Origin of the sequence: Streptomyces sp. NPDC057253 (assembly GCF_042669125.1) — a bacterium.
In the GTDB taxonomy this organism is placed as follows: Bacteria; Actinomycetota; Actinomycetes; order Streptomycetales; family Streptomycetaceae; genus Streptomyces.
This window is the reverse complement of record NZ_JBHUXV010000005.1, coordinates 60,879-84,564: the sequence shown is the minus strand read 5'-3', so window position 1 is coordinate 84,564 and position 23,686 is coordinate 60,879. Positions and strand designations below refer to the sequence as shown.

General features: G+C 72.0%; 20 protein-coding genes. 7 read left to right on the top strand and 13 right to left on the bottom strand.

All coding sequences use genetic code 11. From position 1 onward, the window contains the following. Positions 1–304: 304 nt before the first annotated feature. Positions 305–2,374, top strand: coding sequence for an RICIN domain-containing protein (locus ACFULQ_RS04270; RefSeq protein ID WP_383537902.1), 2,070 nt, complete (start codon positions 305–307; stop codon positions 2,372–2,374). An 88-nt stretch (positions 2,375–2,462) separates the two neighbouring features. Here the strand turns inward: ACFULQ_RS04270 and ACFULQ_RS04265 are convergent, their stop codons facing one another. From ACFULQ_RS04265 to ACFULQ_RS04255, 3 genes are all read right to left on the bottom strand, one after another. Then, entirely contained in the window at positions 2,463–3,719 is a 1,257-nt protein-coding gene (locus tag ACFULQ_RS04265; protein WP_383538133.1) for an arsenic transporter, read from the bottom strand. Positions 3,720–3,842: 123 nt separating this feature from the next. Next, on the bottom strand, positions 3,843–4,490 hold the full coding sequence (locus ACFULQ_RS04260; protein WP_383537899.1) for a DUF4232 domain-containing protein: 648 nt from the start codon (positions 4,488–4,490) through the stop codon (positions 3,843–3,845). A gap of 133 nt (positions 4,491–4,623) precedes the next feature. After that, positions 4,624–7,005: a SpoIIE family protein phosphatase gene (locus tag ACFULQ_RS04255; protein ID WP_383537896.1), complete on the bottom strand. Its 2,382-nt coding sequence runs from the start codon at positions 7,003–7,005 to the stop codon at positions 4,624–4,626. Between the two features lie 326 nt (positions 7,006–7,331). Between ACFULQ_RS04255 and ACFULQ_RS04250 the strand changes: the two genes are divergently transcribed. Beyond that, positions 7,332–9,575 (top strand): glycoside hydrolase family 9 protein, encoded by a 2,244-nt coding sequence (locus tag ACFULQ_RS04250; RefSeq protein WP_383537893.1) that lies wholly within the window; start codon positions 7,332–7,334, stop codon positions 9,573–9,575. Here the strand turns inward: ACFULQ_RS04250 and ACFULQ_RS04245 are convergent. The 3 genes from ACFULQ_RS04245 to ACFULQ_RS04235 all read right to left on the bottom strand — a co-directional run bounded on the left by ACFULQ_RS04245 (position 9,520) and on the right by ACFULQ_RS04235 (position 12,770). Further along, a complete protein-coding gene (locus tag ACFULQ_RS04245) occupies positions 9,520–11,049 on the bottom strand; it encodes a cytochrome bc complex cytochrome b subunit (RefSeq protein WP_383537892.1) in 1,530 nt (509 codons plus the stop codon). The two genes, ACFULQ_RS04250 and ACFULQ_RS04245, sit on opposite strands and share 56 nt — an antisense overlap. Next, on the bottom strand, positions 11,046–11,954 hold the full coding sequence (sigJ, locus tag ACFULQ_RS04240; protein WP_383537890.1) for an RNA polymerase sigma factor SigJ: 909 nt from the start codon (positions 11,952–11,954) through the stop codon (positions 11,046–11,048). The genes ACFULQ_RS04245 and sigJ overlap by 4 nt, the downstream gene beginning before the upstream one ends. Positions 11,955–12,047: 93 nt before the next feature. Next, on the bottom strand, positions 12,048–12,770 hold the full coding sequence (locus tag ACFULQ_RS04235; RefSeq protein WP_383537887.1) for a 2OG-Fe(II) oxygenase: 723 nt from the start codon (positions 12,768–12,770) through the stop codon (positions 12,048–12,050). A 169-nt stretch (positions 12,771–12,939) separates the two neighbouring features. Here ACFULQ_RS04235 and ACFULQ_RS04230 point away from each other — a divergent pair, with 169 nt between their 5' ends. The 3 genes from ACFULQ_RS04230 to ACFULQ_RS04220 all read left to right on the top strand — a co-directional run bounded on the left by ACFULQ_RS04230 (position 12,940) and on the right by ACFULQ_RS04220 (position 15,826). Continuing rightward, positions 12,940–13,185 carry a hypothetical protein gene (locus ACFULQ_RS04230; protein WP_030323130.1) on the top strand — a complete coding sequence of 82 codons (246 nt, stop codon included), beginning with the start codon at positions 12,940–12,942 and terminating at the stop codon, positions 13,183–13,185. A gap of 2 nt (positions 13,186–13,187) precedes the next feature. After that, a complete protein-coding gene (locus ACFULQ_RS04225; RefSeq protein ID WP_020134791.1) occupies positions 13,188–13,565 on the top strand; it encodes a hypothetical protein in 378 nt (125 codons plus the stop codon). A gap of 644 nt (positions 13,566–14,209) precedes the next feature. After that, positions 14,210–15,826 carry an RICIN domain-containing protein gene (locus ACFULQ_RS04220; RefSeq protein WP_383537883.1) on the top strand — a complete coding sequence of 539 codons (1,617 nt, stop codon included), beginning with the start codon at positions 14,210–14,212 and terminating at the stop codon, positions 15,824–15,826. Between the two features lie 60 nt (positions 15,827–15,886). On the opposite strand, the gene ACFULQ_RS04215 is transcribed toward ACFULQ_RS04220, so the two are convergent. The 4 genes from ACFULQ_RS04215 to ACFULQ_RS04200 all read right to left on the bottom strand — a co-directional run bounded on the left by ACFULQ_RS04215 (position 15,887) and on the right by ACFULQ_RS04200 (position 20,101). After that, positions 15,887–17,056: a lactate 2-monooxygenase gene (locus ACFULQ_RS04215; RefSeq protein ID WP_383537881.1), complete on the bottom strand. Its 1,170-nt coding sequence runs from the start codon at positions 17,054–17,056 to the stop codon at positions 15,887–15,889. Positions 17,057–17,114: 58 nt separating this feature from the next. Continuing rightward, positions 17,115–17,816, bottom strand: coding sequence for an alpha/beta fold hydrolase (locus tag ACFULQ_RS04210; RefSeq protein WP_383537878.1), 702 nt, complete (start codon positions 17,814–17,816; stop codon positions 17,115–17,117). After that, positions 17,813–19,381: a purine-cytosine permease family protein gene (locus ACFULQ_RS04205; RefSeq protein WP_383537875.1), complete on the bottom strand. Its 1,569-nt coding sequence runs from the start codon at positions 19,379–19,381 to the stop codon at positions 17,813–17,815. The genes ACFULQ_RS04210 and ACFULQ_RS04205 overlap by 4 nt, the downstream gene beginning before the upstream one ends. Positions 19,382–19,537: 156 nt before the next feature. After that, a complete protein-coding gene (locus tag ACFULQ_RS04200; protein ID WP_383537872.1) occupies positions 19,538–20,101 on the bottom strand; it encodes a hypothetical protein in 564 nt (187 codons plus the stop codon). Between the two features lie 323 nt (positions 20,102–20,424). Between ACFULQ_RS04200 and ACFULQ_RS04195 the strand changes: the two genes are divergently transcribed. Then, complete coding sequence (locus ACFULQ_RS04195; protein ID WP_383537870.1) at positions 20,425–20,859, top strand: protease inhibitor; 435 nt, start codon at positions 20,425–20,427, stop codon at positions 20,857–20,859. Between the two features lie 222 nt (positions 20,860–21,081). Here ACFULQ_RS04195 and ACFULQ_RS04190 read toward each other — a convergent pair whose 3' ends face one another. The 3 genes from ACFULQ_RS04190 to ACFULQ_RS04180 are packed head-to-tail and all read right to left on the bottom strand — an operon-like array spanning position 21,082 to position 23,002. Further along, positions 21,082–21,291 (bottom strand): CDGSH iron-sulfur domain-containing protein, encoded by a 210-nt coding sequence (locus ACFULQ_RS04190; RefSeq protein WP_383537867.1) that lies wholly within the window; start codon positions 21,289–21,291, stop codon positions 21,082–21,084. Next, complete coding sequence (locus ACFULQ_RS04185; RefSeq protein ID WP_383537865.1) at positions 21,272–21,985, bottom strand: HemK2/MTQ2 family protein methyltransferase; 714 nt, start codon at positions 21,983–21,985, stop codon at positions 21,272–21,274. Before ACFULQ_RS04185 ends, ACFULQ_RS04190 begins: the two co-directional genes overlap by 20 nt. Beyond that, a complete protein-coding gene (locus tag ACFULQ_RS04180; RefSeq protein ID WP_383537862.1) occupies positions 21,986–23,002 on the bottom strand; it encodes an iron-containing redox enzyme family protein in 1,017 nt (338 codons plus the stop codon). It lies immediately after the preceding gene. Between the two features lie 74 nt (positions 23,003–23,076). Between ACFULQ_RS04180 and ACFULQ_RS04175 the strand changes: the two genes are divergently transcribed. Then, positions 23,077–23,685: a flavodoxin family protein gene (locus ACFULQ_RS04175; RefSeq protein ID WP_383537860.1), complete on the top strand. Its 609-nt coding sequence runs from the start codon at positions 23,077–23,079 to the stop codon at positions 23,683–23,685. Position 23,686 lies beyond the last annotated feature (1 nt).

The following is a 23,686-nucleotide window of genomic DNA, read 5'->3' as shown; positions in this document are numbered from 1 at the left end:
GGTTGCCTGGATCTCTTCGCGGAGTTAACTGAATCCTGTTTCCAATGACGAAATCCCCGGTGCTGACGAAACGTCTATCTGTGCCGGGCGGGCGGAATCTGAAAATCCGTGGGATCACTTGTTGGGCGTCCCTGACCTGTGCAAAGGTATGCGTTGTCAGCACACAGACAATGCACATTTCCCCCTGTGTGCTCATGACCCCCCTCCGTACGCCCCTCACGCTTCAAGAGAGCAGCCCAAGGCGGACGTACCCATTGGTATGGACTTTATGCAACGCAGCATGCCCTCGGGAGGAAATGCCGCCGTGAAGGACGCAGGCCTGTCGAATTCACCGTCTCCGGTTCGTCCGCACGACGTCACGGACGAACAGCTGAGCGCCGAGCTCAAGAAGTGGAGCGGTACGACACCCGCCCTGCAACCCGTCGGCGAACTCCTGGACCGGCACTGGGAAGCAGCGTTCGCCTACGCGCGCCTGTGCACCGACGGCCCCCGCCCCGCGGGCATGCTCACCACGGCCGCGTTCACCCGCCTGTTCGGGGAGTCGCTGCGCCAGACCGGGCCGACCTCCGCCTGGCGGCCCCATCTGCTCGTCACGGTCCGCCGGATCGCCGCCGAGTGGGATGCCGACGGCCGACGCGAGATGCTCCACCCGGCCCTGAGAACCGAGACGGACGGCGAACGTGCCGCGGCCCGTCTGCTGCCGCCCGCCGACCGCCGTCTGCTGTCCGGCGCCTTCCAGCGGCTCCAGCAGTCCGCCCGCTGCCTGCTGTGGCACACCGAGGTCGAGGCCGAACCCCTCGGCGTCCCCGCCGCGCTCCTCGGCCTCGACGAGGAGGACGCCGGGGTCGAACTCCGCAGGGCCCGCGAGCGGCTGCGCGAGGAGTGCCTCCAGGTGCACCGCGAACTCGCCCCCGAGCAGGAGTGCCGGCACTACCTGCGGCTGCTCGACGTGACCTACCGGCGCGGTGGCGTCGACCTCGATCCCGATCTGCGCGAGCACCTGGAGCGGTGCAGGCACTGCATGCACACCGCGGACCAGCTGCACCAGTTCAACGGGGGGCTCGGCCTGGCCCTCGCCGAGGCGGTGCTCGGCTGGGGTGCCGACGCCTACGTCGCGTCCCGGATGCGCGTCGACGACGCGGGAGCGGCTCAGGAGGCCCAACAGCACGTACCGGTGCGGCCGTTCGTGGGGGAGGCCTTCGGAGGGCGGTCCTTCAGCGGCGGGGAGGCGTTCGGCGCCGGAGAGGCCTTCGGTGCGGGCGAGGCCTTCGGTGCTGCCCAGGCCTTCGGCGCGGGGGAGGGCTTCGGTGCTGCCCAGGCCTTCGGCGCGGGGGAGGGCTTCGGTGTTCCGCTGCCGCCCACCGTTCCGCCCGCGGGGGCGGCCCCCGCTGGACCCGCCGTTCCCGGACCGCGTTCCCGGGCCCGCTCCGCCTCCCGCCGCTCGGCCCACAAGGCCGCCCGGCGCACCTCCCGCCGCAATCTCACCGCCGCGGTGCTCACGGTGAGCGGACTAGTGGTTCTGCCACTCGTCCTGTGGTCCTCCTTCAGCTCGTCCGACGGCGACAACACGTCCGCCGCCGGTCCCTCTGAGGCACCCGGCTCCGACTCGGCCTCCGCCACCGGCGACCCGTCATGGGCCGGGGCGAGCGAGGCGCGCAAGGGCGACCTGAGCGGGCGTCTGCACAACGTCGACTCCGGGCTGTGCGTCGGTGTCGTCGGCAAGAAGATCGTCCAGGGCGCCGAGACCGAACTCGCCGAGTGCTCCGCCGGCGCGGACCAGCAGTGGACGTACGAGACCGACGGACTGCTGCGCAGCGCGGCCGAGCCCGACCTGTGCCTGGACTCCCACCTCGGCTACTCGGTGCGGCTCGCGCTGTGCACGGGCGCCACCAAGCCCGACGCCAAGAACGTCCGCTACGACTTCACGCTCCAGGGGACCCTCGTACCGCGCTGGGACCAGGACCTCGCCCTCACGCCCGCGGCGACCGACGGGTCCGGCGCGCTGGTCCTGAAGAACCGCGACGACGGCTCCGCCCAGCGCTGGGTGTTCGACACCTCCAAGACCGAGCCCCAGATGCAGGCGGTCAACTGGGACGCGGAGAGCAGTCCCACCCCGACCCCGAAGTCCGCCCCGGCGCCCTCGAAGACGCCCACGGCGAGCCCGACGCCGTCCACCGAGCCCACGCCGACACCGTCGAGCAGCTCCGGCACGGGCCAGGACTGCTACTCCAACCCGTATGCCTGCGGCCCGTACGGGGGCAGCCCGTACGGAGGCGGCCCCTACGGGGGTGGCTACGGCGGCGGGTACGGCGGTGGCTGGGGTGGCGGCTACCCGGGAGGCGGCTACGGCGGTGGGTACGGCGGCAGGCGCTGACCAGCGCCACAGCTCATCGAGCCCGGCGAGGCGCGGCCGGCAACGGGCACGGCCTCTCAAGCTCGGACGGCCTCAAGCCCGGACGAGCTCAGGCTCCGACGAGCTGGAGTGAGCCCCACAACGCCACCACGGCCGCGGCGAGCGCGGTCGGCGCGGTCAGCAGGCCGAGCCGGGTGAACTCGCCGAGGCCCACCTCGTGGTCCTGCCGGTGGAGGATGCGGCGCCACAGCAGCGTGGCCAGGGACCCGGCGTAGGTGAGGTTCGGTCCGATGTTCACGCCGAGCAGCACCGCGAGGACCGCGCCGGGGCCGGCCGCGGCCGTGAGCGGCAGCAGCACCAGGACCGCGGGCAGGTTGTTGATCAGGTTCGCCAGGACGGCGGCCAGCGCGGCGATCCCCAGCAGCGCGACGATCCCGGTCCCGTCGGGCAGCACACGGTCCAGGGCGTCCGAGAGCCCGTTGTCCACGACAGCGCGCACCACGACGCCGAGCGCGAGCACGAACGCCAGGAAGGCCGGTGCCGCGGCCCGCACCACGGTGACCGGGGTGGCCCGGCGCCGGACGAGTGCCCGGCCCGCCAGCACCAGCGCCCCGGCGCACGCGACCCAGGCGGGGTCGACGCCGAAGGCCGACGCCACCACGAACCCGGCCAGCGTGCAGCCGACGGTGACCAGGGCGAACAGCGGCAGCGCGGGCTCGTCGGCGGACTCGGGGGAGTGGTCGACGACGGTGAGGTCGGTGGCGAAGAAGCGCCGGAAGACCACGTACTCGACGCCGATCGCGACCAGCCAGGGCAGCGTCATCAGCAGGGCGAACCGGGTGAAGCTCACCCCGCTCGCCTCGAAGGCCAACAGGTTGGTGAGGTTGGACACCGGCAGCAGCAGCGAGGCCGTGTTCGACAGGTGGGCGCAGGCGTAGACGTGCGGCTTGGCGCGGGCCCCCATCCGGGAGGCGGTGGCCAGCACCACCGGGGTGAGCAGGACGACGGTGGCGTCCAGGCTGAGCACCGCCGTGATCGCCGACGCCAGCAGGAACACCCCGGTCAGCAGCCGCCCGGGCGAGCCGGCCGCCCGGCGTGCCAGCCAGGCCCCGCAGGCGTGGAACAGCCCCTCGACGTCACAGAAGTGGGCGAGCACCAGCACCGCGGCCAGGAACCCGACGACGGGCCCGAGCCGCTCGGCCTCCGCCCACGCGTGCTCGGGGGAGATCGCCCCGGTCACGACCACCAGGCCGGCCGCCGGGACGGCGACCACCGCCTCCGGCCATCCGAAGGGACGCAGGACCGCCCACGCGAGGACGGCGACGAGCAGGGCGACGGACAGGGTTTCGGCGAGCGGGGTGTTCAGGGCTGTTCCTTCGGAGGGCGTGCTGATCGTGCCCGGACATGAAACCAGGCCAGGGTAAGAACCCTCCGATACCCCCGACCTCGCCCGCGATGCCCCGAGCCGGATACGCCGGGCGAGGACCGCTCAGGCCCCGGTGCCCGGACTGAACGGGATGAGCCGCACCGACGACTCGTTGCCGGACACCGGGACCTCGCCGCCCTTCCAGGTCACCTTCAGCGGATCCTCCTCGTCCGGCGGGGTCACCACCAGCGCGGCCGGGGTGGCCGTCGCCGCTCCGCTGACCTCGGGGTTCGCGAAGGACAGACCGGCCCAGGCACTGCTGCCGGGCGCCAGCCGCACGGTTTCCGCGTCACCCGAGGACCGCTGGGGGTCCGGGCCCAGCTGCTTGCCGGACGCGTCGACGAAGGCGGTGCCGGGGTAGCCGTAGAGCGTGCAGGTGCGGCTCGACTCGTTGGTCAGCACGACGGGGAAGTTCTCCTGTCCGGCGCCGGGGTTGTTGCGGCCGACGGAGGCGCTGAGCTCGGAGGTGTGGCAGCGGGTGCCCGAGGCCGTGGTCCGGGGCGCGGACGGGGTGAGGGAGTTGCTCACCGCGTCGGTGGGGACCCCGCTCGGCGCGCTGCTCGCCGAGGTCTCGGGCGTCGCCGTACCGGACTCCGTGCGCGGGGCGCTCGCCGAGTCGTCGCCGCTGCCGCAGCCCGTCACCAGCCCGAGCAGCGCGACCGAACTCGCGGCCAGCGCGGCCCGCCGTACACCGAGGAACCTGTTCGTCATGTCTCCACACTCCCGGAGATCCCACGCACGCGCTCGTACGGCGCCTTGTGCCCCGTCATCAGGGTCCGACGCGGCGCGGGCGGGAAAAGTTCACGCATTCCTCGCCGAGCGGGGCGCGGCCGGAAAGGTTCGCTCACTCCTCGTCGAGGAGGCCGATCTCCGCCCAGATCGTCTTGCCGTCGGCCGTGTGCCGGCTGCCCCAGCGCTGGGTGAGCTGCGCGACCAGGAGCAGGCCCCGGCCGCCCTCGTCCCAGGTCTTGGCGCGCCTGAGGTGCGGGGCGGTGTGGTTGGTGTCCGAGACCTCGCAGATCAGGGTGGTCGCGTCATGGATGAGCCGCAGCCGGATGGGACGGGCGCCGTACCGGATCGCGTTCGTCACCAGCTCGCTCGTGACCAGCTCGGCCGTGAACGACACCTCGCTGAGGTCCCAGCGGGCCAGTTGCTCCACGACCTGCTTGCGGATGGGCCCGACCAGCGCCGGGTCGGCAGGGATGTCCCAGGTCGCCACCTGGGAGGCGGGCAGCCCCTGGGTGCGGGCAAGCAGCAGCGCCACGTCGTCGGTGGAGCCGCGGGACGGGAGGAGGGTGTGCAGCATCCGGTCGCAGGTCTCGTCCAGGGAGCCGGCGGGGACGGCCAGGGCCTCGCACAGCAGCGCGTGACTGGCGTCCACGTCCCGCTCCCGGGACTCGATCAGCCCGTCCGTGAACAGGGCCAGCACGCTTCCCTCGGGCAGGTCCAGCTCGGCGGACTCGAACGGCAGTCCGCCGAGTCCCAGCGGCGGCCCCGCGGGCAGGTCCACCTCGTGGGCCACGCCGCCCGGCGTCAGCTGCACGGGTGCCGGATGCCCGGCCCGGGCCAGCGTGCAGCGCCGCGACACCGGGTCGTAGACCGCGTAGAGACAGGTGGCCCCGACCTCGCCGGGGCTGCCCTCGCCGCCGGCCTCCGCGGACAGCCGTACGACGAGGTCGTCGAGGTGGGTGAGCAGTTCGTCCGGGGCCAGGTCGATGTCGGCGAGGGTGCGGACGGCGGTGCGCAGCCGTCCCATCGTCGCCGAGGCCTGGATGCCGTGTCCGACCACGTCCCCGACGACCATCGCCACCCGCATCCCCGACAGCGGGATCACGTCGAACCAGTCACCGCCCACCCCGGCCCGCGCGGCCGGAAGATAGCGGGAGGCGGCCTCCACGGCGGCCGTGCGCGGCAGTGAGCGGGGCAGCAGACTGCGCTGGAGGGCGAGCGCGGTCTCGCGCTCGCGGGAGAAGCGGCGGGCGTTGTCGATGCAGACCGCGGCCCGTGCGGTGATCTCCTCGGCCAGCAGGACGTCGTCCGGGGTGAAGGGGTCGGGCCGCCGGAACCGGGTGAGGACCGCGACCCCGAGGGTCTGGCCGCGGGCCTGGATCGGCACGGACATCGTGGAGTGGACGCCGTATTCCTTGACCCGCTCGGCGCGGGTCTTGTGCCAGTTGAGCCACTGGTCCAGTTGCCCGGACGCCACGGTGGCCACGATGGTGCGGCCCGCCACCAGCGAGTCGGCCTGCGGAGAGGTGGCCGGATACAGCTCACTGTGCCCCGGCTTGACCACCGCCATCGGGTTGCCGGGCTCCACCGACTGGTGGGCGGCCCGGCGCAGCTCGACCGGTGCGGTGAGCGGCACCGGGACCTCGCCGTGCTCCTGGGAGTCCAGCAGGTCGACGCTGACGAAGTCGGCGAGCGCCGGAATGCAGACGTCCGCCAGCTCCTGGGCCGTGCGGGTGACGTCGAGGGTGCTGCCGATGCGCACACTCGCCTCGTTGACCAGCTGGAGCCGCTCCCGGGCGAGGAAGTTGTCGGTGAAGTCGTGGGCGGCCAGACACACGCCCCGCACCCGGCCCGAGGGGTCGGTGATCGGCGCCATCCGGGCCAGCCAGGCGTGCGCGCTGTCCTCGCCGCCGGTCCGCATGTACGTCTGCACGTCCTTGGCCCGGCCGGTGCTGAGCACGTGCAGCAGCTGCTCCTCCAGCTCCTCGCTCTGCTGCTTGCCGCCGATCTCGGACAGCCTGAGCCCCTGGATGCGCTTCTCCGGGAGCCCGATCACCTCGGCCATGGCGTCGTTGACCCGGCGCAGCCGAAGCTGCTCGTCGTAGACGGCGACCGCGCAGGGGGACTGGGTCAGCACGGCGGTGCCCAGCGGGTCGTCCAGGGAGCGGGGGCCGCCGGGGTCCAGCGGGGTCACCACGAGCCAGTGCCCGGGGCCGCCGTCGGAGGAGTTCCGGTGATGGGCGAGCAGCCAGGCCGACACGGCGGTGCCGTCGCGGTGGCACAGGGTGAGGACGCCGTCCCAGCGGGTGCCGACGGGCCCGGCGGGCGCCTCCTCGCCTCCGCTGACCAGCAGGTTCACCGCCGGTCTGCCCACCACTTCGGCGGGCGACCAGCCCAGCAGGCGTTGTGCGCCGGCGTTCCACGCGACCAGCGTGCCGTCCTCGCCGACGACTGCCCGCGCCGTCGCGGCGTCGTCGAACGGGTACACGAGGGTCATCGTCGCCACTCCATTGCGCGCACTCTCAGTGAACAAACCTGTCACTTGGGCTCCAAGACTAGTGCGTCGCGCTCGCCCGCGGTCGGCGAACCCCTGTCGGCCGCCGGACGCCGGTCAAGAGGGAAATCCGGCCGTAGTGGTGCCACCCCGGCGGCCATCAGCGCAACGGCCCGACGAACCCACGGTGTTCACCTCGGCTCCGTCCGCAACTTGGAGCTCCCCACTGGTTGACGCAGTGTCATGCCTGCAACAACCATGGCGTGCGTCCGCATCTGGGAGCGCTCCCATCGCGAGCGTCACCCGCACCTCTCCAGAGGAGCCCAGACGTGAAACGACACAGAACCACTCTGCTGGCCCTGGCGGCTCTCGTGGGGACGGCACTCGTGGGCCTCCCCGCGTCCGGGGCCGTCGCCGACGAGGTCGAGCAGCTCAAGAACGGCACCTTCGACACCGGCACCGAGCCCTGGTGGACGACCAGCAACGTCACCGCCGGCCTGTCCGACGGACAGCTCTGCGCGGACGTGCCGGGCGGCACCGCCAACCGCTGGGACGCGGCCGTCGGCCAGAACGACGTGACCCTGGTGAAGGGCGAGTCGTACAAGTTCTCCTTCACCGCGAAGGGGTCGCCCGAGGGACACGTCCTGCGGGCGATCGTGGGGCTGCAAGTGGCGCCCTACGACACCTGGTTCGAGGTGAGCCCGCAGCTGAGCGTCTCCGGGAACTCCTACGCGTACACCTTCACCTCGCCCGTCGACACCGCGCAGGCCCAGGTCGGCTTCCAACTCGGCGGCAGCGCCGACCCGTTCCGCTTCTGCATGGACGACGCGTCCCTGCTGGGCGGGGTCCCGCCCGAGGTCTACGAGCCCGACACCGGACCGCGGGTGCGGGTCAACCAGGTCGCCTACCTGCCCGCGGGGCCGAAGAACGCCACCCTGGTCACCGACGCCACCATCAAGCTGCCCTGGCAGCTGAAGAACGCCTCCGGCGCCGTCGTCGCCCACGGCTCGACCGTGCCCCGGGGCGTCGACGCCTCCTCCGGGCAGAACGTCCACTCGATCGACTTCGGCGCCTACAAGAGGAAGGGCAGCGGGTTCACCCTCGTCGCCGACGGCGAGACCAGCCGGCCCTTCGACATCGACGTCTCGGCCTACGAGCAGCTCCGTCTCGACGCGGCGAAGTACTACTACACCCAGCGCAGCGGTATCGCGATCCGCGACGACCTGCGCCCGGGCTACGGCCGTGCCGCCGGGCACGTGAACGTGGCCCCCAACCAGGGCGACCGGAACGTGCCCTGCCAGCCCGGCGTGTGCGACTACACCCTCGACGTCACCGGCGGCTGGTACGACGCCGGCGACCACGGCAAGTACGTCGTCAACGGCGGCATCTCCACCTGGGAGCTGCTCAGCACCTACGAACGCGAACTGCTGGCCCGCACCGGGGAGCCCGGCAAGCTCGGCGACCGCACCCTCGCCATCCCGGAGAGCGGCAACAAGGTGCCGGACATCCTCGACGAGGCCCGCTGGGAGCTGGAGTTCCTGCTGAAGATGCAGGTGCCGGCCGGGCAGCCGCTGGCCGGGATGGCCCACCACAAGATCCACGACGAGCAGTGGACCGGTCTGCCGCTGCTGCCGAGCGACGACCCGCAGAAGCGTGAACTGCACCCGGCGTCCACCGCGGCGACCCTGAACCTCGCCGCGACGGCCGCGCAGGCCGCCCGCCTGTACCGGCCCTACGACAAGGCGTTCGCGGCCAAGGCCCTGGCGGCCGCCCGCACGGCCTGGACCGCTGCCCTCGCCCACCCCGACCTGTACGCCTCGGAGAGCGACGGCACCGGCGGCGGCACCTACGCCGACAACAACGTCACCGACGAGTTCTACTGGGCGGCGGCCGAGCTGTACCTCACCACGGGCGAGAAGGCGTTCCAGGACTACGTCCTCACCTCACCTGTCCACACCGCCGACATCTTCGTCCCCGTCGGCTACGACTGGGCCCGCACGGCCGCGGCCGCCCGGCTGGACCTGGCGACCGTGCCGAGCAAGCTCCCCGGCCGCGACAAGGTGCGGCAGTCGGTCGTCAAGGGCGCCGACCGCTACCTGGCCACCCTGACGGCCCACCCCTACGGCATGCCGTACGCCCCGGAGGGCAACCTCTACGACTGGGGCTCCAACCACCAGATCCTGCACAACGGGATCGTCATCGCCACCGCCTACGACATCACCGGCGCCTCCAAGTACCGGGACGGCGCGCTCAAGGGCATCGACTACCTCTTCGGCCGCAACGCTCTGAACATCTCGTACGTCACCGGCTACGGCGAGGTCAACTCCCACAACCAGCACGCGCGTTGGTACGCCCACCAGCTCGACCCGAACCAGCCGAACCCGCCGAAGGGCACCCTCGCCGGCGGGCCGAACTCGGGCATCCAGGACCCCTACGCACAGAGCAAACTCCAGGGCTGTGTCGGCCAGTTCTGCTACATCGACGACATCCAGTCCTGGTCGACCAACGAGCACACCATCAACTGGAACTCGGCCCTGACCCGGATGGCGTCCTTCGTGGCGGATCAAGGCTGACCTGCGCGTGCTCCACCAGCTCACCGGGCCGTTCGTGCGCGGTGAGCGTGTGGAGCCGGGCCTGGTCGAGCGGCTGGTGCACCTCGACGTACTCACCGTGCGGCAGCCGCTTGATCACCCCGGTCTCCCGGCCGTGCACCACCAGTTCCCGGTCGCGGAGCTGGAGCCCCAGGCAGATCCGCCGGGTGAGGACGAAGACCACCGCGGGGACGACGAACATCCCGATCCGTACGGCCCAGGTGACCGTGTTGATCGACAGGTGCAGCCGGGTCGCCACGATGTCGTTGCCGCCGCCCGCCAGCAGGATCAGGTACAGGCTGATCCAGGACGCGCCGATCGCGGTGCGCAGGGGCTTGTTGCGCGGGCGGTCCAGGAGGTGGTGCTCCCGCCTGTCCTTGGTGAACCGGGCCTCCAGGAACGGGTAGACGCCGATGAAGACCAGCAGCAGCGGGAAGATCACGACCGGGATCAGCACCCCGAGGATCAGTGTGTGGCCCCCGAGGGTCACCTCCCACCCCGGCATCACCCGCACCAGGCCCTCCGCGAAGCCCAGGTACCAGTCCGGTTGGGCGCCCGTGGAGACCTGGTCGGCGCGGTAAGGGCCGTAGGACCACACGGGGTTGATGGACGCCACGGCCGCGATGAGGGTGAGCGCCCCGAAGACCAGGAAGAAGAAGCCGCCCGCCTTCGCCAGGTACACCGGGAAGAACGGGGTCCCGACGACGTTCCGTTCGGTCTTGCCGGGGCCCGCGAACTGGGTGTGCTTGTGGTACACGACCAGGATCAGATGGGCCACCACCAGCGCCGCCATGATGCCGGGGATCACCAGGATGTGCAGCGAGTAGAAGCGGGCCACGATGTCATGGCCGGGGAACTCGCCGCCGAACAGGAACAGCGCGAGATACGTCCCGACGATCGGCACCGACAGGGTGGCGCCGTAGACGAACCTGAGGCCCGTGCCCGACAGCAGGTCGTCCGGCAGCGAGTAGCCGAACAGGCCCTCGAAGAGCCCCAGGAACAACAGGGCCCAGCCGAACAGCCAGTTGACCTCGCGCGGCTTGCGGAACGAGCCGGTGAAGAAGTGCCGCATCATGTGCGTGAGCATCGCGGCCACGAAGATCAGCGCCGACCAGTGGTGGAGCTGGCGGATCAGCAGTCCGCCGCGCACGTCGAAGCTGATGTCCAGCGTCGAGGCGTACGCCTCCGACATGCGCACCCCGTTCAGCGGGGTGTAACTGCCGTGGTACGTCACCTCGTTCATCGACGGATGGAAGAACAGGGTGAGCCACACGCCGGTCAGGATCAGCACGACGAAGCTGTACAGGCAGATCTCGCCGAGCAGGAAGGACCAGTGGTCCGGGAAGACCTTGCGCAGGTACTTCGCACCGAGGGTGCGGGTGCCGAGCCGGCCGTCGAGCCAGCCGGACAGCCGCTCGCCTCTGCCCGCCGGTGCCGGGCGCCGCGTGGTGGTCACGCCTCCTCCTTCTTGACGTGCGTGAGCTTGTCGGGGTTGGTGACGACGAAGAGGTTCGAGACCCGGTCGCCCTCCGGGGTGAGGTCCAGGACGATCACCGCGTACGGGGAGTCGTGCGCGAACAGCACGGCCGCGTCGTCGCCGTTGACCCGCCGGTAGCGCAGCTCCAGATCCAGGTCGGCAGCGCCCCGCTTGGCGTACCCGTTGAGCAGCCGGGCGGCCTTGTCCCGGCCGTGCACCGGCCGCAGGGCCTGCTTGCGCATGCCGCCGCCGTCCGTCCACACCGTCACGTCCGGCGCGAGGATCTCCATCAGCTCCGCGATGTCCCCGCCGACCGCGGCCCGCACGAACCGCTCGGTCGCCTCCCGGCGCACCCGCGGATGCGCCTCGTACAGCGGCCGGCGGGCGTGCACATGCTCCCGCGCGCGGTGCGCCAACTGCCGTACGGCGGCCGGTCTGCGGTCGATGATCTCCGCGATCTCGGTGTGCGTGTACCCGAACACCTCGTGCAGCACGAACACCGCGCGTTCCAGCGGGGACAGCGACTCCAGAACCACCAGCAGCGCGAGCGACACCGACTCCGTCCGCAGCGCCGGGTCGTCGGCGCTCGTCTCCTCCGCGACCAGGGGTTCGGGCAGCCAGGGGCCGACGTACGTCTCGCGGCGGCGGTTGACCGCGGCCCGCCGCGTCAGGGCGTGGTTGACGGCGATCCGGACCAGGTAGGCGCGCGGGTTGTCGACTCCGCCGGCGCCCCGGCGCGACCATGACAGCCAGGTGTCCTGGAGCACGTCCTCGGTGTCGGTGACGCTGCCCAGGATGTTGTAGACGACGCCGAACAACAGCTCTCGGTGCTCGACGAAGACACCGGTCGGGTCATCGGTGCCGGGTACGGGGATCTCGGACATCGGGTGGGCCTCCCAGCGGCGCGCTCACTACTGCGAGGCCTTCAGGGGGCGTGTTTGTGACATCGAGCCGCCGGAATGTGACCCACGCCTCATTCAGGAGGCATCATGGAAGACGATCCCCAGGGCGTGCCGGTGTCCCGAGCGCACCACGCTCACCCCGTGCCGCATCGCCCCGGCCGACCAGCCGCGCCGGGTGCGCACCGGGCGGTCGCGGGTCGTGAAGACCATGCCGTGGCCGCGGGGCAGCACGGTCGCCGTGCCCCGGGACTGGGCCCGGGGGCGCTGCTCGACCATCAGGAACTCGCCGCCGGTGTAGTCGGTGCCGTACTCGTCGAGACCGATCACGACCTGGAGCGGGAAGACCAGGTCGCCGAAGACGTCCCGGTGCAGCGCGTTCCAGTCGCCCTCCGCGTAGCGCAGCAGGATCTGCGCCGAGCGGTCCTGACCGGCCGCGTGGCAGCGCTCCAGCCACTCCTCCAGGGAATCCGGCCAGGGCGCCGGGCGGCCGAGGCGGGCCGCCCAGTCGCGGGCGACGGGCAGCAGACGGGGGTAGAGCGCGGCGCGCAGGGCGGCGACCGGGGCGGGCAGGTCGTGGGTGAAGTAGCGGTACTCGCCCGAGCCGAAGCGGTGCCGTGCCATGTCCACGGTGGTCCTGTACAGCTCCGGCTTCTCGTAGCGGGCCCTGAGGTCGCGGCACTCGGCGGGCGTCAGCAGCGGGGCCGTCGGAGCACAGCCGTGCGTGTCCAGCTCCGCGGCGAGCGCGGCCCAGTCGGTCTCGGCGACACGGGCGCGTGCCCGCTCGGGGGTGACGGTCATGGTGTGCTCCTCGCTCTCGGTTCCACGGGCCCGCCTTCGAGTGTGGGACGCCGTCCGCCGTTCGTCCGGCGGGAACCAGACACCGTGCTCCCGTTCGTCAGGTACCGCATCGAACCCGTCTTGACCTGCGGGTATTTACGGTCAAGTACCCGCGCGGTACCGTGGTGGCATGCCAGCTCTCAACGTGGAGTTCAGCGATCGCGAGCTAGAGGACCTGCGGCAGATCGCCAAGGAGCGCGGTACGTCGATGAAGGCCCTCGTACGGGAGGCCGCCGCGGCCGACATCGCCCGGCACCGGGCCCTGCAGGAAGGCGCGGAGGCGTTCCGGAGGTTCTTCTCCGCCCACGCCGACGAGTTCGCCGCCGCCTTCCCCGAGGACGAACCGGCGGGCAAGGGCGCGGGGCGGGTCGCCTGACGATGGCTTCCGTCGTCCACATCGACGTGCCCTGGCTGCTCCAGCGGCACGAAGAGGTCCTGCCCGAGCAGCCCACGATCAACGACTTCTCGGCCCTCGTCGCCGCCGTCGCCCGGCACCGGGTCGATCCGCCGCGCCTCGGCGTCGACTCCGACCCGGCCTGGCGGGCCGCCGCGCTGCTGCACACCCTGGCCCTGCTCAAGCCCTTACCGTCGGCCAACGCCCGCTTCGCCTGCGCCACCGCCGTGGCCTACATGTTCGTCAGCGGCGTCGGCATCGACCCGCCCTACGGCGCCCTGGTCGACCTCGCCCGCGATCTGATCTCCGGCAAGACCGACGTGTACGGCGCGGCGGACCGGCTGCGGTCCTGGCAGATCTGAGGCGACGGGGCGAGGCGGGGGCGGATGCCTGGCGGGTGACCCGGAGTCGAGGCAGTGGGGTGGTGGGGAAGCCGACCCGGGTTCCGGGTGTGTGGGGAAGCCGACCCGGGTTCCGGGTGCGTGGGGAAGGTGACCCGGGTCGAGCCGCCCCGGCCGGACGCCGACCGTCCCGCCCCGGGGCCGCCGACCGAGGGCGGGAGGAACGGGGTCGGCGGCCGGGGTTTCGCGCGGGAGAGCCGCCGTCCCGCGCGGGGCCTCCGAGAAGGGCCGGTACCAGTGGACTACCGGGCGCCGCACCGAGGGAGCGTGCGCGGCGCTCCGGCGCGTGCGCGGGTTTCACACGGGGCGCATGGAATGTCGAAAGCCGGTGCGAGGGCACGCAGTTGCGAGGCCTTCTGACTATCTTTCAATTGGTGTGGATGTTGCTCGGGTGCCTTGTTGGCCGTGAGTGACTTGTGCAAGGGTGATGCACCTGTGTGGGGGGCAAGGGCCGGGTCGCATTCGTCCCGTGGGGAACCGGGTCGGAGAGGCGTCGGCGAATTCGTGCTTCCCCCGCCGCGCCCAAAAGGGATGCCCCGTCCGGCACTTCTTTTCGGCAAGGAGAACTTCTGTGAGTCCCATGCCCCTGGGAAGGAATCCGCTCAGTGCCCACCCCCCATCCCCCGCTCCCGCCTTACCCACCACCGGGCGGCGCGTCCGGAGAATCCGACGAGGATCTCGCCGCCCGGCTCAGGGGGCGTCCCGACGGTGAGGCCGCCCAGGCCGTCGCCCTGCTCATGGCCCGCCACTGGAAACCGGCCCACGAATACGCGGTGATCTGTCTCGCCTCCCCGTCCGAGACCGCCTCCATGGTGGCCGCCGCCGCCTTCCACCAGGTCCTGGACCGGCTCGCGCTCGGCGAACCGGCCCTCGCGCTGCGCCCCAGAACCCTTGTGGCCGTGCGGGACACGGTCAGGGAGTGGACGGCCGAGGACCGAATAACAGGTGTTCTGCCGGACTTGGTGAAACCCAACGGCGGTCGCGGGATGCGCGCCGCGAAGTCCATGACGCCCGAAAACCGCAAGCTCGCCGAGCGGTCATTCCAGTCCCTTCCCGGACTCGCCCGCTGTCTGCTGTGGCACACCGAGGTGGAGGGCGAGTCGATTGCCGTGCCCGCCGCGCTCCTCGGCATGGATACCGACACCGCGTCGGCAGCGCTCGAACAGGCGCGTGAAAAATTCCGAGAAGGATGTGTACATGCCCATCGGGAACTCGCGCCGACCAAGGATTGCCGCTTCTACAACCGCCTCCTCGATGTTCCGATTCGGCGCGGCGGCGCCCTGCTGCCGGATGTCCAGGAGCATCTGGCGGAGTGCCGCTACTGCCGTTCCGCCGCGGAACAACTGAGCCATTTCGAGGGCGGTCTGGGTGTCCTCGTCGCCGAGGCGGTACTGGGCTGGGGTGCCCGGCGCTATCTCGAACTGCGCGCCGGGCGTACGCCCCAGGACTCCGCGCGCGGCCGGGGGAGCGGTCGGCACGGCGCGCAACGCCGCCGCATCCTGGCGCGCATCCCGACCCCCGGCCGCCGGGGCCCCGACGCGGGCGGCGGCCTGCGCTCCTCGCGCACGGTCCTCACCGGAGTGGGCCTGACCTCCGCGGGGATCCTCGCGGCGATGCTCGCCACCGGCCTGTGGTCGCACGACGACGGCGCCGACCCGGCCGCCTCGACCAGCGCCACCGGCACCGACACCGCCCCGAGCGCGGGCACCCGGACCCCGGGCCCCGCCCAGCTGCCCACCGCACCGGCGGTGACCCGGCTGCGCAACGCCGCCGCCGACCTCTGCCTCGACATCCGGGGCACGGTGAAGGAGGGTGCCGGCACCGAACTGGCCGCCTGCTCGACCGACGTGACCCAGCAGTGGTCGTACGAGGCCGACGGTCTGCTGCGCAGCGAGGCGAACCCGGAGCTGTGCCTGGACTCGCACGTGGACGCGGGCGTGGTCATCCTCGGCAAGTGCGCCGACGACAAGGCGAAGCGGGCCGAGGACGTGCGCTACGACCTCACCGTGCAGGGAGAGTTGATCCCGCGCTGGGACGAGCAGCTCGCCCTCGCCGCCACCACCGATGATCCGGGCGCCGACATCGTGGTCAAGGTCCGCGACCGCTCGGAGCAGCAGCGCTGGCTGACCGACCCGGTCGGCGGCGCGAGCCCCGGGTCGCTGTCGGTCAACGGGAGCGAGGCTCCGCAGGCCCGCCCCGCGGAACTCAGGGACCAGGTCTAGCGACGGCCCCGCCGCGAGCCCGGCCATGACAGGGAGGCCTCCGCACGCGGAGGCCTCCCCTCACACACGGTCCTCCACGAGGTCGTCCGCGCTGATCGTCGCCGGTGTGGCGTGGCCCGACAGGGCGAGCGTGAGGTCCAGCTCGGCGAGCAGGCAGCGGATCACGTGCTCCACGCCGGGCTGCCCGTCGAGCCCGAGACCGTACACGTACGGCCGTCCGAGCAGCACGGCGCGGGCGCCGAGGGCGAGCGCCTTGAAGACGTCGTCGCCGGTGCGGATGCCGCTGTCGAAGAGCACGGTCAGCCGGTCGCCGACCGCCGCCACCACCCGGGGCAGCGCGTCGGCCGCGGCGACGGACCCGGCCACCTGCCGGCCGCCGTGGTTGGAGACCACGACCCCGTCCATCCCGGCGTCGGCGGCGAGGCGGGCGTCGTCCGGATGCAGGATGCCCTTGAGGACGATCGGGCCGTCCCAGTGCTCGCGGAGCAGCGCGAGGTCGGGCCAGGTCTTGCCGGGGTCCGCGAACATGCCCACGAAGTGCAGCACGGCCGCGTTCGGGTCCTCGTGCACCGGCTTGGCCAGGCCCGCCTGGAAGGCCGGGTCGGAGAAGTAGTTGGCGGTGCCCACGCCGTGCAGGAACGGCAGGTACGCCTGGTCGAGGTCGCGGGGCCGCCAGGACAGCAGCGGGGTGTCCAGGGTGACCACCAGGGCGGTGAACCCGGCCGCCTTCGCCCGCTCCAGGAAGCTCAGCGCCACCTGCGGGTCCTTCGGCCAGTACAGCTGGAACCAGCGCTCGGCGTCCCCCATCGCCTCGGCGACCTGCTCCATCGGCGTGCTGGAGGCCGAGGAGAGGATGTACGGCACGCCCTGTGCCGCAGCGGCCCGGGCGGCGGCGGACTCGGCGTCCGGGTGCATGATCGACAGCACGCCGACCGGCGCCAGCGCCAGCGGGGCGGGCAGGGCACGGCCCAACACCTCGACGGACAGGTCGCGTTCGTGCACGTCCCGCAGCATGCGCGGCACGATCCGGCGGCGTTCGAGGGCCGCCCGGTTCGCCCGCGCCGTGCTGCCGTCGCCCGCGCTGCCCGCCACATAGCCCACCGGGCCGGGGCCGAGCCGCTGCTCGGTGAGTTCTTCCAGCCGGGTGAGGTCGGTGGGCAGCCGGGGCACGGCGCCGGACATGCCGTTCAGGTAGATCTCGTACTGGAAGTCAGCCCAGTGCTTGGCCATCCGTGCGAACCGCCTCTCGTCGTCGAGTGCGTCGACGATATCGACGGCCGGGCGCTGGTCAGGCGGGCGGGGCCACCGCGATGTCGGCGAGCACGCGGGCCAGTTCGCGCGGCCGGGAGAACATCGGCCAGTGCCCGGTGTCCATCTCGACCAGCTCCCAGCTCTCGTTCTTCAGCAGCTCGGCCACCACCGGCATCGGCTCCTCGCCGTCGAGGAGGCACTTGACGTAGGTGGCCGGGAGCTCGTCGAGGGGGCCGGTGAGGACGGCGGGCTCGGTGAGCGTGGCGCCCGGATGCGGGGACGAGCGGTCGATGAGCCGGGATATCTGCTCGTCTGTCAGATCCTGGTCGGCGTAGTGCTCCGGGCCCACCGGGAGCCAGAACCCGCCGCTCTCCTCGATCGTCCTGCGGACGTCGTCGCTGGGCCAGCCGTCCAGGAAGGACTCCCCGTCGACGGGGACGCTCGCGTCGACGAACACCACGCGCCGCAGCCTGTCCCCGATCAGCTGGGCCGCCTGCCCCACCGGGACGCCCGAGTAGCTGTGCCCGACCAGCACCACCTCGCGCGGATCCAGCCGCTCGACCTCCTCGACGACGTCCCGCACATGCGTCCGCTGCCCCGCCGGGAGGCCCTGCTTCTCCGCGAGGCCGGACAGCGTCAGCGGACGGGGTTCGTGTCCGGCCGCGCGCAGCTCCGCCGCGACCTCGTCCCACGCCGACGCGCCGAGGCGTGCACCTGCCACGAGTACGAAATCAGTCATGCCCGCAACGTAGCCGACGCCACGGTCACCGCCCCCGGTCCGGTGACCGGCTCCACCGCCACCTCGACGGTCCGGGCCAGCCGCGCCCCCTCGGGCCCGTACACGGCTCGCGGTTCGGGGAAGACGCGCAGCAGTGTCAGGAACAGCACCGCGGCCACCACGAGCGAGAGCGGCAGGCTGATGTCGACGCCGTTCGCGAGGTCGCCCAGCGGCCCCACGAACTGGCCGGGGATGTTGGTGAACAGCACGCCGGTCACCGCGGCCACCCACCAGGCGGTCATGCCCCGCCAGTTCCAGCCGTGCGCGAACCAGTAACGGCCGCCGCGCTGACGGCGGTTGAACACCTGGAGGGCCTCCGGGTCGTACCAGCCGCGCCGGGTCCAGAAGCCCAGCATCATCACGACCATCCACGGCGTGGTGCAGGTGATGATCATCGTGGCGAAGGTGGAGATGGACTGCACGAGGTCCAGCGCGAAGCGCCCGACGAAGATGAACACGGTCGACAGCACGCCGACGAGCACGGTCGCCTGCACCCGCGACAGCCGCGGGAACACCGAGGAGAAGTCCAGGCCGGTGCCGTACAGGGCCGTCGTGCCCGTCGACATGCCGCCGATCAGGGCCAGCAGGCACACCGGCAGGAAGTACCAGCCGGGCGAGATGGCGAGCAGTCCGCCCACGAAGTCCGGGGCGGCCGGGTCGACGTAGTCCGGCGCCTTCGCCGCGATGATGCTCGCGGTGGCCAGACCGAAGACGAACGGCACCAGGGTCGCGAGCTGGGACAGGAACGCGGCGCCCATCACCCGGCGGCGCGGGGTGCTCGCCGGGATGTAACGCGACCAGTCGCCGAGGAACGCGCCGAACGACACCGGGTTCGACAGTACGATGAGCGCCGCGCCGATGAACGACGGCCAGAACAGGTCCTTGGTCGCCGCGTCCGCCGTATCCGTGAAGACACCCGCGTAGGAGGCGTCGAAGTCGCCGGCGAAGGCGATCGCGCCGAGCAGGAAGAGCGCGGTCGCCGAGGCCACCGCGACCTTGTTGACGAACAGCATGAACCGGAAGCCGTACACGCACACCGCGAGGACGAGCCCGGCGAACAGCGCGTACGCGACGGCGTACGTCAGATCGCCGCGCCCCAGCCCGAACAGCCGGTGCGCGCCGCCGACCAGAGCGTCGCCGGAGCTCCACACCGAGATGGAGAAGAACGCGATCGCCGTCAGCAGGGACAGGAAGGAGCCGACCACGCGGCCGTGCACGCCGAGGTGCGCGGACGAGGAGACGGCGTTGTTGGTGCCGTTGACCGGGCCGAACACGGCCATCGGAGACAGGATCAGCGCGCCGACCAGGACGCCGAGGAGGGTGGCGGCGAGGCCCTGCCAGAAGGAGAGGCCGAAGAGGATCGGGAAGGCGCCGAGGACACACGTGGAGAAGGTGTTCGCGCCGCCGAAGGCCAGCCGGAACAGGTCCAGCGGACGCGCGGTGCGGTCCGCGTCGGGAATGCGGTCCACTCCGTGGGTCTCGACCTCGGTGAGGGACTGCCTGGCGGTGTCGGGCTGCGGGGACAAGGGGGCTCCAGCGGGGAGAACGGCGGTGGAGCGCGGGGTGGCGCGGCGGCGGAGGACGGCCCGCGTCCGCCACGGGGTGTGCGGCGCACGCGGCTGCCGTCCTGCTGGGGTGTGCCGACGCTACGGCCCGTCGCGGCACCCCGGCCAGTGGACGTTTCATCCATCTTCGGCGTCCTCGGTGGAGGAATCGGCCACCTCCTCGGTGTCCGGCCCCTGGGCCCGCACCCGCTGCACGTGCTCCAGGGACTCCCGCAGCTCGGCGAGCCAGTCGTCGGTGTGCCGCTGGACCAGCCGGACGCACCAGGCGAGCGCGTCGCTGCGGCTGCGGGCCACCCCGCCGGCGATGAGGGTGTCCAGGACCTGGCGTTCGGGCTGCCGCAGCCGGGTCATGACGGGCGCCGCCACATGTGTGAACAGGGCGCGCTCGCCGTCGCACTCCACCCCCCACGACACCTTGCGGCGGAAGGTGTGCTCGGCCTCGCGGGCGACCTCCATCCGCTCCTCGCGGGTGCGCTCCCGGAACTCCTGGATGCGCCCCTTCACGGCGGCCCCCCGCTCGGCGGCCGAGACGCCCTCGGCGAGCCGCGGCCCGGGGATGCGGCCGATCACGGTGATCTCCTCGCGGTCGACGACCACCTCCACCAGCGACTCGAAGAGGTCGTCGGGCAGCCGGCCGGTGAACCAGCCGCGCAGCTTGTCTCTCTGCTCCTGAGTAATCATGTAATGACGATTACTCCACTGCTTCATGAACACAAGGGGTCGCGGCGGGGTGCGCCGAGAGCTGAAGCGGAATGTTTCAGGCCTATTGCAGAGGCGGGGTAAACAGGCCATCCGGCCGGAACGGATGATCGAGAACCGTGCAGTTGAGGGGCTCTACTGTTCGGATGATGTGACTTCGAGCCACTGATTCAACACGCAAGGTTACTGAAAGCTGTGGGGTCGATGTGAAGTTCGGGCCAGGACTCGGCAGACTCGCGCTCGCCGCTCCGGCACCGACCGAGTCGGACGGCGACACCCTCGAATCCAGCGGAAGGATGCACACAATGCGGAACACCGCGCGCTGGGCAGCGACCCTCGGCCTCACGGCCACCGCCGTCTGCGGACCTCTGACCGGGGCCGCGCTCGCCGAGCCGGCCGCCGCCCCCCAGAGCCTCTACGCCCCCTCGGCTCTCGTGCTCACCCTCGGCCACGGCGACAGCGCCGCCACCGTCACCCCGGAACGCGCCGTCACCCTGACCTGTGCCCCGAGGCCCTCGGGTACCCATCCGGCCGCGAGCCCGGCCTGCGCCGAACTGCGCGCCGTCGACGGGGACTTCGACGCCCTGGCGGGCAGAAGCGACGTCCGGTGCACCCGGGAGTACGACCCCGTGGTGGTCACGGTCGACGGCGTCTGGCGGGGCAAGCGCGTCTCCTACGAGCGGACCTTCGCCAACGAGTGCGTGAAGAACTCCTACGGGACCAGCGTCTTCACGTTCTGAGGGACCGGGATCGTGTGGTGCCGTGACCTGCCCAGGGGCCCGCAGTTGGGGAGTGCCGCCCCTCTCACGGCACCCGGCGATCCCGTACCGAGGGCCGGCGGACGGAGTGGGGCCGTCCGCCGGCCCCTCGGCTCACCCCTGCCGGGGGAGCGCCGACAGCGGGGGGAGCGGGGGCCACCGGCCCGTCCGCAGGTCGGACCCATTCGGTCTCCGACCGCTTGTCTAGGAGCGTGTCCGCTCGCGGTGGCTGGTGTCGCACCAGGGATAGCGGCGACTGCGCCGGCAGGTGCACAGGGCCACCCGGAAGCGGTCGGAGGCGACCGTGCTGCCGTCCTCCAGCTCCACTTCCACGGGGCCCTCCACCAGCAGCGGGCCCCGGTGCTGGATCCGGACGCGGCACGGACGGTCGGCGTCAGACGGGGAGTTCGGCACGGACGACCACCAGCTCTTCCTTCTCGTCGGCGGCATCGGAGGCGTCACAGGCGTCGGCGGACAGCAGGCCGCGCTGACGCAGCCAGTCCACCCGCCCCTGCAGCACCGGTCCGAAAGGGATCCTGTGACGGCGCGTCACGGCCGCCTTGAGTCCCGCCCCGCGCAGATGCCCCACGGTCCGCCCGGGATCGCTCAGCGCGGAGTGCACGATCAGCAGCACACCCCCCGGCCGCAGCAGACCGGGAGCCTCCCGGCAGACCCGGTCCAGCACGGCCCGCCCGTCGTGCCCCGCGTCCCAGGCCCGCGCCCGTCCGCGCGGTGGCCGGCCGTTCCGGGTGGGAGCGGGGACGTAGGGCGGGTTGGTCAGGATGAGGTCGAACGACTGGTCCCGCACGGGCGTGAAGAGGTTCCCGCGGTGGACCCGGACCGACGCACCGGTCAGCCAGGCGTTCGCCCGGGCCGTGCACACGGCACGCCAGGACACGTCCACCGCGGTCACCCGGCTGCCCCGGCGGGCCGCCTGGAGTGCCAGCGCACCGGTGCCGGTGCCCACGTCCAGGACATGGGCACCCGGGGGCAGCGGTTCTTCGGACAGGGCTCCGGCCAGGAGCGCGGTGTCCTCCTGCGGGGCGTAGACGCCGGGGAGGGACAGAGGCGGTATCAGTGATCTCACGCCCGCCAAGTACCCCGGCATTCAGGAAATATGGGAGGTTTCGGATGGCTGGAGTGACCGCAGGGACGAGCGCCCCGCACGCCAGTCGCCGAGCAGACGGTCGGCGAGGCGGTCCTCGACGAATCCGGTGGCGTCGATGCCGAAGGCGACGTCCGGGGCGAGATGCGGCTCCTCGGCCAGCAGGCCGCCGATGACGTCATGCCGTACGACCTGCTCGTGGACGGCGTCCGCCTCGACATGCTCGTCGTAGAAGTGCTCGGCGGCCGGTCCCGCGCCGGTGCGGCGCATCGCGTCGGCGAGCCGCCGGGAGCCGGGCGAGGAGGTGATCTCGACCGCCGCGAAGTGCCCCACCAGCGCCCCGCGCAGGCTGCGGTGCAGACCCAGCAGCGACATGAGGTTCACCGTGGCGAGCATCTCCGCGCAGGCCGCCTCCAGGTAGTGGCCGTACGTCGTGTCCAGGCCCAGGTCGGTCATCAGCTCGGCGAAGAGCCGGGCGTGGACCCGCTCGGGGCGGCCGCCGCCGAACTCGTCGAACTCCACCGCGGCCATCCCCGCCTTGGCCCGGCCCCACAGCCGGGGCAGCACCCACGCGTGCGGGTCGGCCTCCTTGAGGTGGTACAGCGAGCGCTGGGCCGCGTACTCGCGGACCTGCCACAGCTCGCCCTCCTTGCTCAGGAAGTGACTTACTCCGGTGCCGTCGACGGGCTCCACGAGCAGGTCGGCGAGCGCGTCCTCCACGCTGTCGTGGGCCTGGGTGTCCGTGCGCAGGGCGGACAGGAAGCGGTGCTCCAGCGCCGCGCGGGTGCGCAGCAGGCCGGGGTCCCACTCCCGGTCGGCGGGCACGTCCGCGAAACCGCGGTAGTGCAGTTCGTAGCAGAGATACAGGGCGAGCTGGAGGTCGACGCCGTACACGTCCGCGCCCGCGACGGACTCGTGGCGGGGCAGCGCTCCGGTGCCGAGCAGGTACTCCCGCACGGCCGCGGAGACGGGTCCCCGGGCGGACGGCAGCGACGGTTCCTGATGACGTTCGTGTGGCATGGGCCCCGAGTACCCGGGGCGGGGTGGGTCACCCGCGCGCCTGGATCCGCCCCCGAGGGGTACTCCGGGGCGGCATGAAGGCACTCGTGCTCAACTGCACCCTGAAGAGGTCGCCCGACCCGTCCAACACCGAGGCGCTGGCGGGCGTGGTCGTGGAACAGCTGGAGAAGGACGGCGTGGACGTGGAGGTCGTACGCGCCGTCGACCTTGCCATCGAGCCGGGCGTGGTCAGCGAACCCGTGCGGGAGGGCGACGCCTGGCCGGACGTGCACGCCAAGCTGCTGGACGCCGAGATCCTGGTCGTCGCCTCGCCGACCTGGCTCGGCCGGCCCTCCTCCGTGGCCCAGCGGGTGCTGGAGCGGATGGACGCGATGCTCTCGGAGACGGACGACGACGGCCGGCCGGTCGCCTACAACCGGGTCGCGGGCGTGGTCGTCACCGGCAACGAGGACGGCGCGCACCACGTGATCAGCGAGATCTCGGGGGCGCTCGCCGACATCGGCTACACCGTGCCCGGCCAGGCATGGACGTACTGGCACCTGGGTCCGGGGCCCGGCCCCGACTACCTGGACGACGAACGCGGCCGCGCCTGGTCGCACCGGACGGGCCGGGCCATGGCCGCCAACCTGCACGGAGTGGCGAGCGCGCTGGCGGCGCGGCCGCTGGGCGCGCCGCCCGAGTAGA

Coding starts and splice junctions, on each gene's coding strand:
- ACFULQ_RS04260 (WP_383537899.1), bottom strand. CDS start 4,490: ATGACGAACAGGTTCCTCGGTGTACGGCGGGCCGCGCTGGCCGCGAGT.
- ACFULQ_RS04255 (WP_383537896.1), bottom strand. CDS start 7,005: ATGACCCTCGTGTACCCGTTCGACGACGCCGCGACGGCGCGGGCAGTC.
- sigJ (WP_383537890.1), bottom strand. CDS start 11,954: ATGTCCGAGATCCCCGTACCCGGCACCGATGACCCGACCGGTGTCTTC.
- ACFULQ_RS04235 (WP_383537887.1), bottom strand. CDS start 12,770: ATGACCGTCACCCCCGAGCGGGCACGCGCCCGTGTCGCCGAGACCGAC.
- ACFULQ_RS04230 (WP_030323130.1), top strand. CDS start 12,940: ATGCCAGCTCTCAACGTGGAGTTCAGCGATCGCGAGCTAGAGGACCTG.
- ACFULQ_RS04225 (WP_020134791.1), top strand. CDS start 13,188: ATGGCTTCCGTCGTCCACATCGACGTGCCCTGGCTGCTCCAGCGGCAC.
- ACFULQ_RS04215 (WP_383537881.1), bottom strand. CDS start 17,056: ATGGCCAAGCACTGGGCTGACTTCCAGTACGAGATCTACCTGAACGGC.
- ACFULQ_RS04210 (WP_383537878.1), bottom strand. CDS start 17,816: ATGACTGATTTCGTACTCGTGGCAGGTGCACGCCTCGGCGCGTCGGCG.
- ACFULQ_RS04200 (WP_383537872.1), bottom strand. CDS start 20,101: ATGATTACTCAGGAGCAGAGAGACAAGCTGCGCGGCTGGTTCACCGGC.
- ACFULQ_RS04195 (WP_383537870.1), top strand. CDS start 20,425: ATGCGGAACACCGCGCGCTGGGCAGCGACCCTCGGCCTCACGGCCACC.
- ACFULQ_RS04185 (WP_383537865.1), bottom strand. CDS start 21,985: ATGCCGGGGTACTTGGCGGGCGTGAGATCACTGATACCGCCTCTGTCC.
- ACFULQ_RS04180 (WP_383537862.1), bottom strand. CDS start 23,002: ATGCCACACGAACGTCATCAGGAACCGTCGCTGCCGTCCGCCCGGGGA.
- ACFULQ_RS04175 (WP_383537860.1), top strand. CDS start 23,077: ATGAAGGCACTCGTGCTCAACTGCACCCTGAAGAGGTCGCCCGACCCG.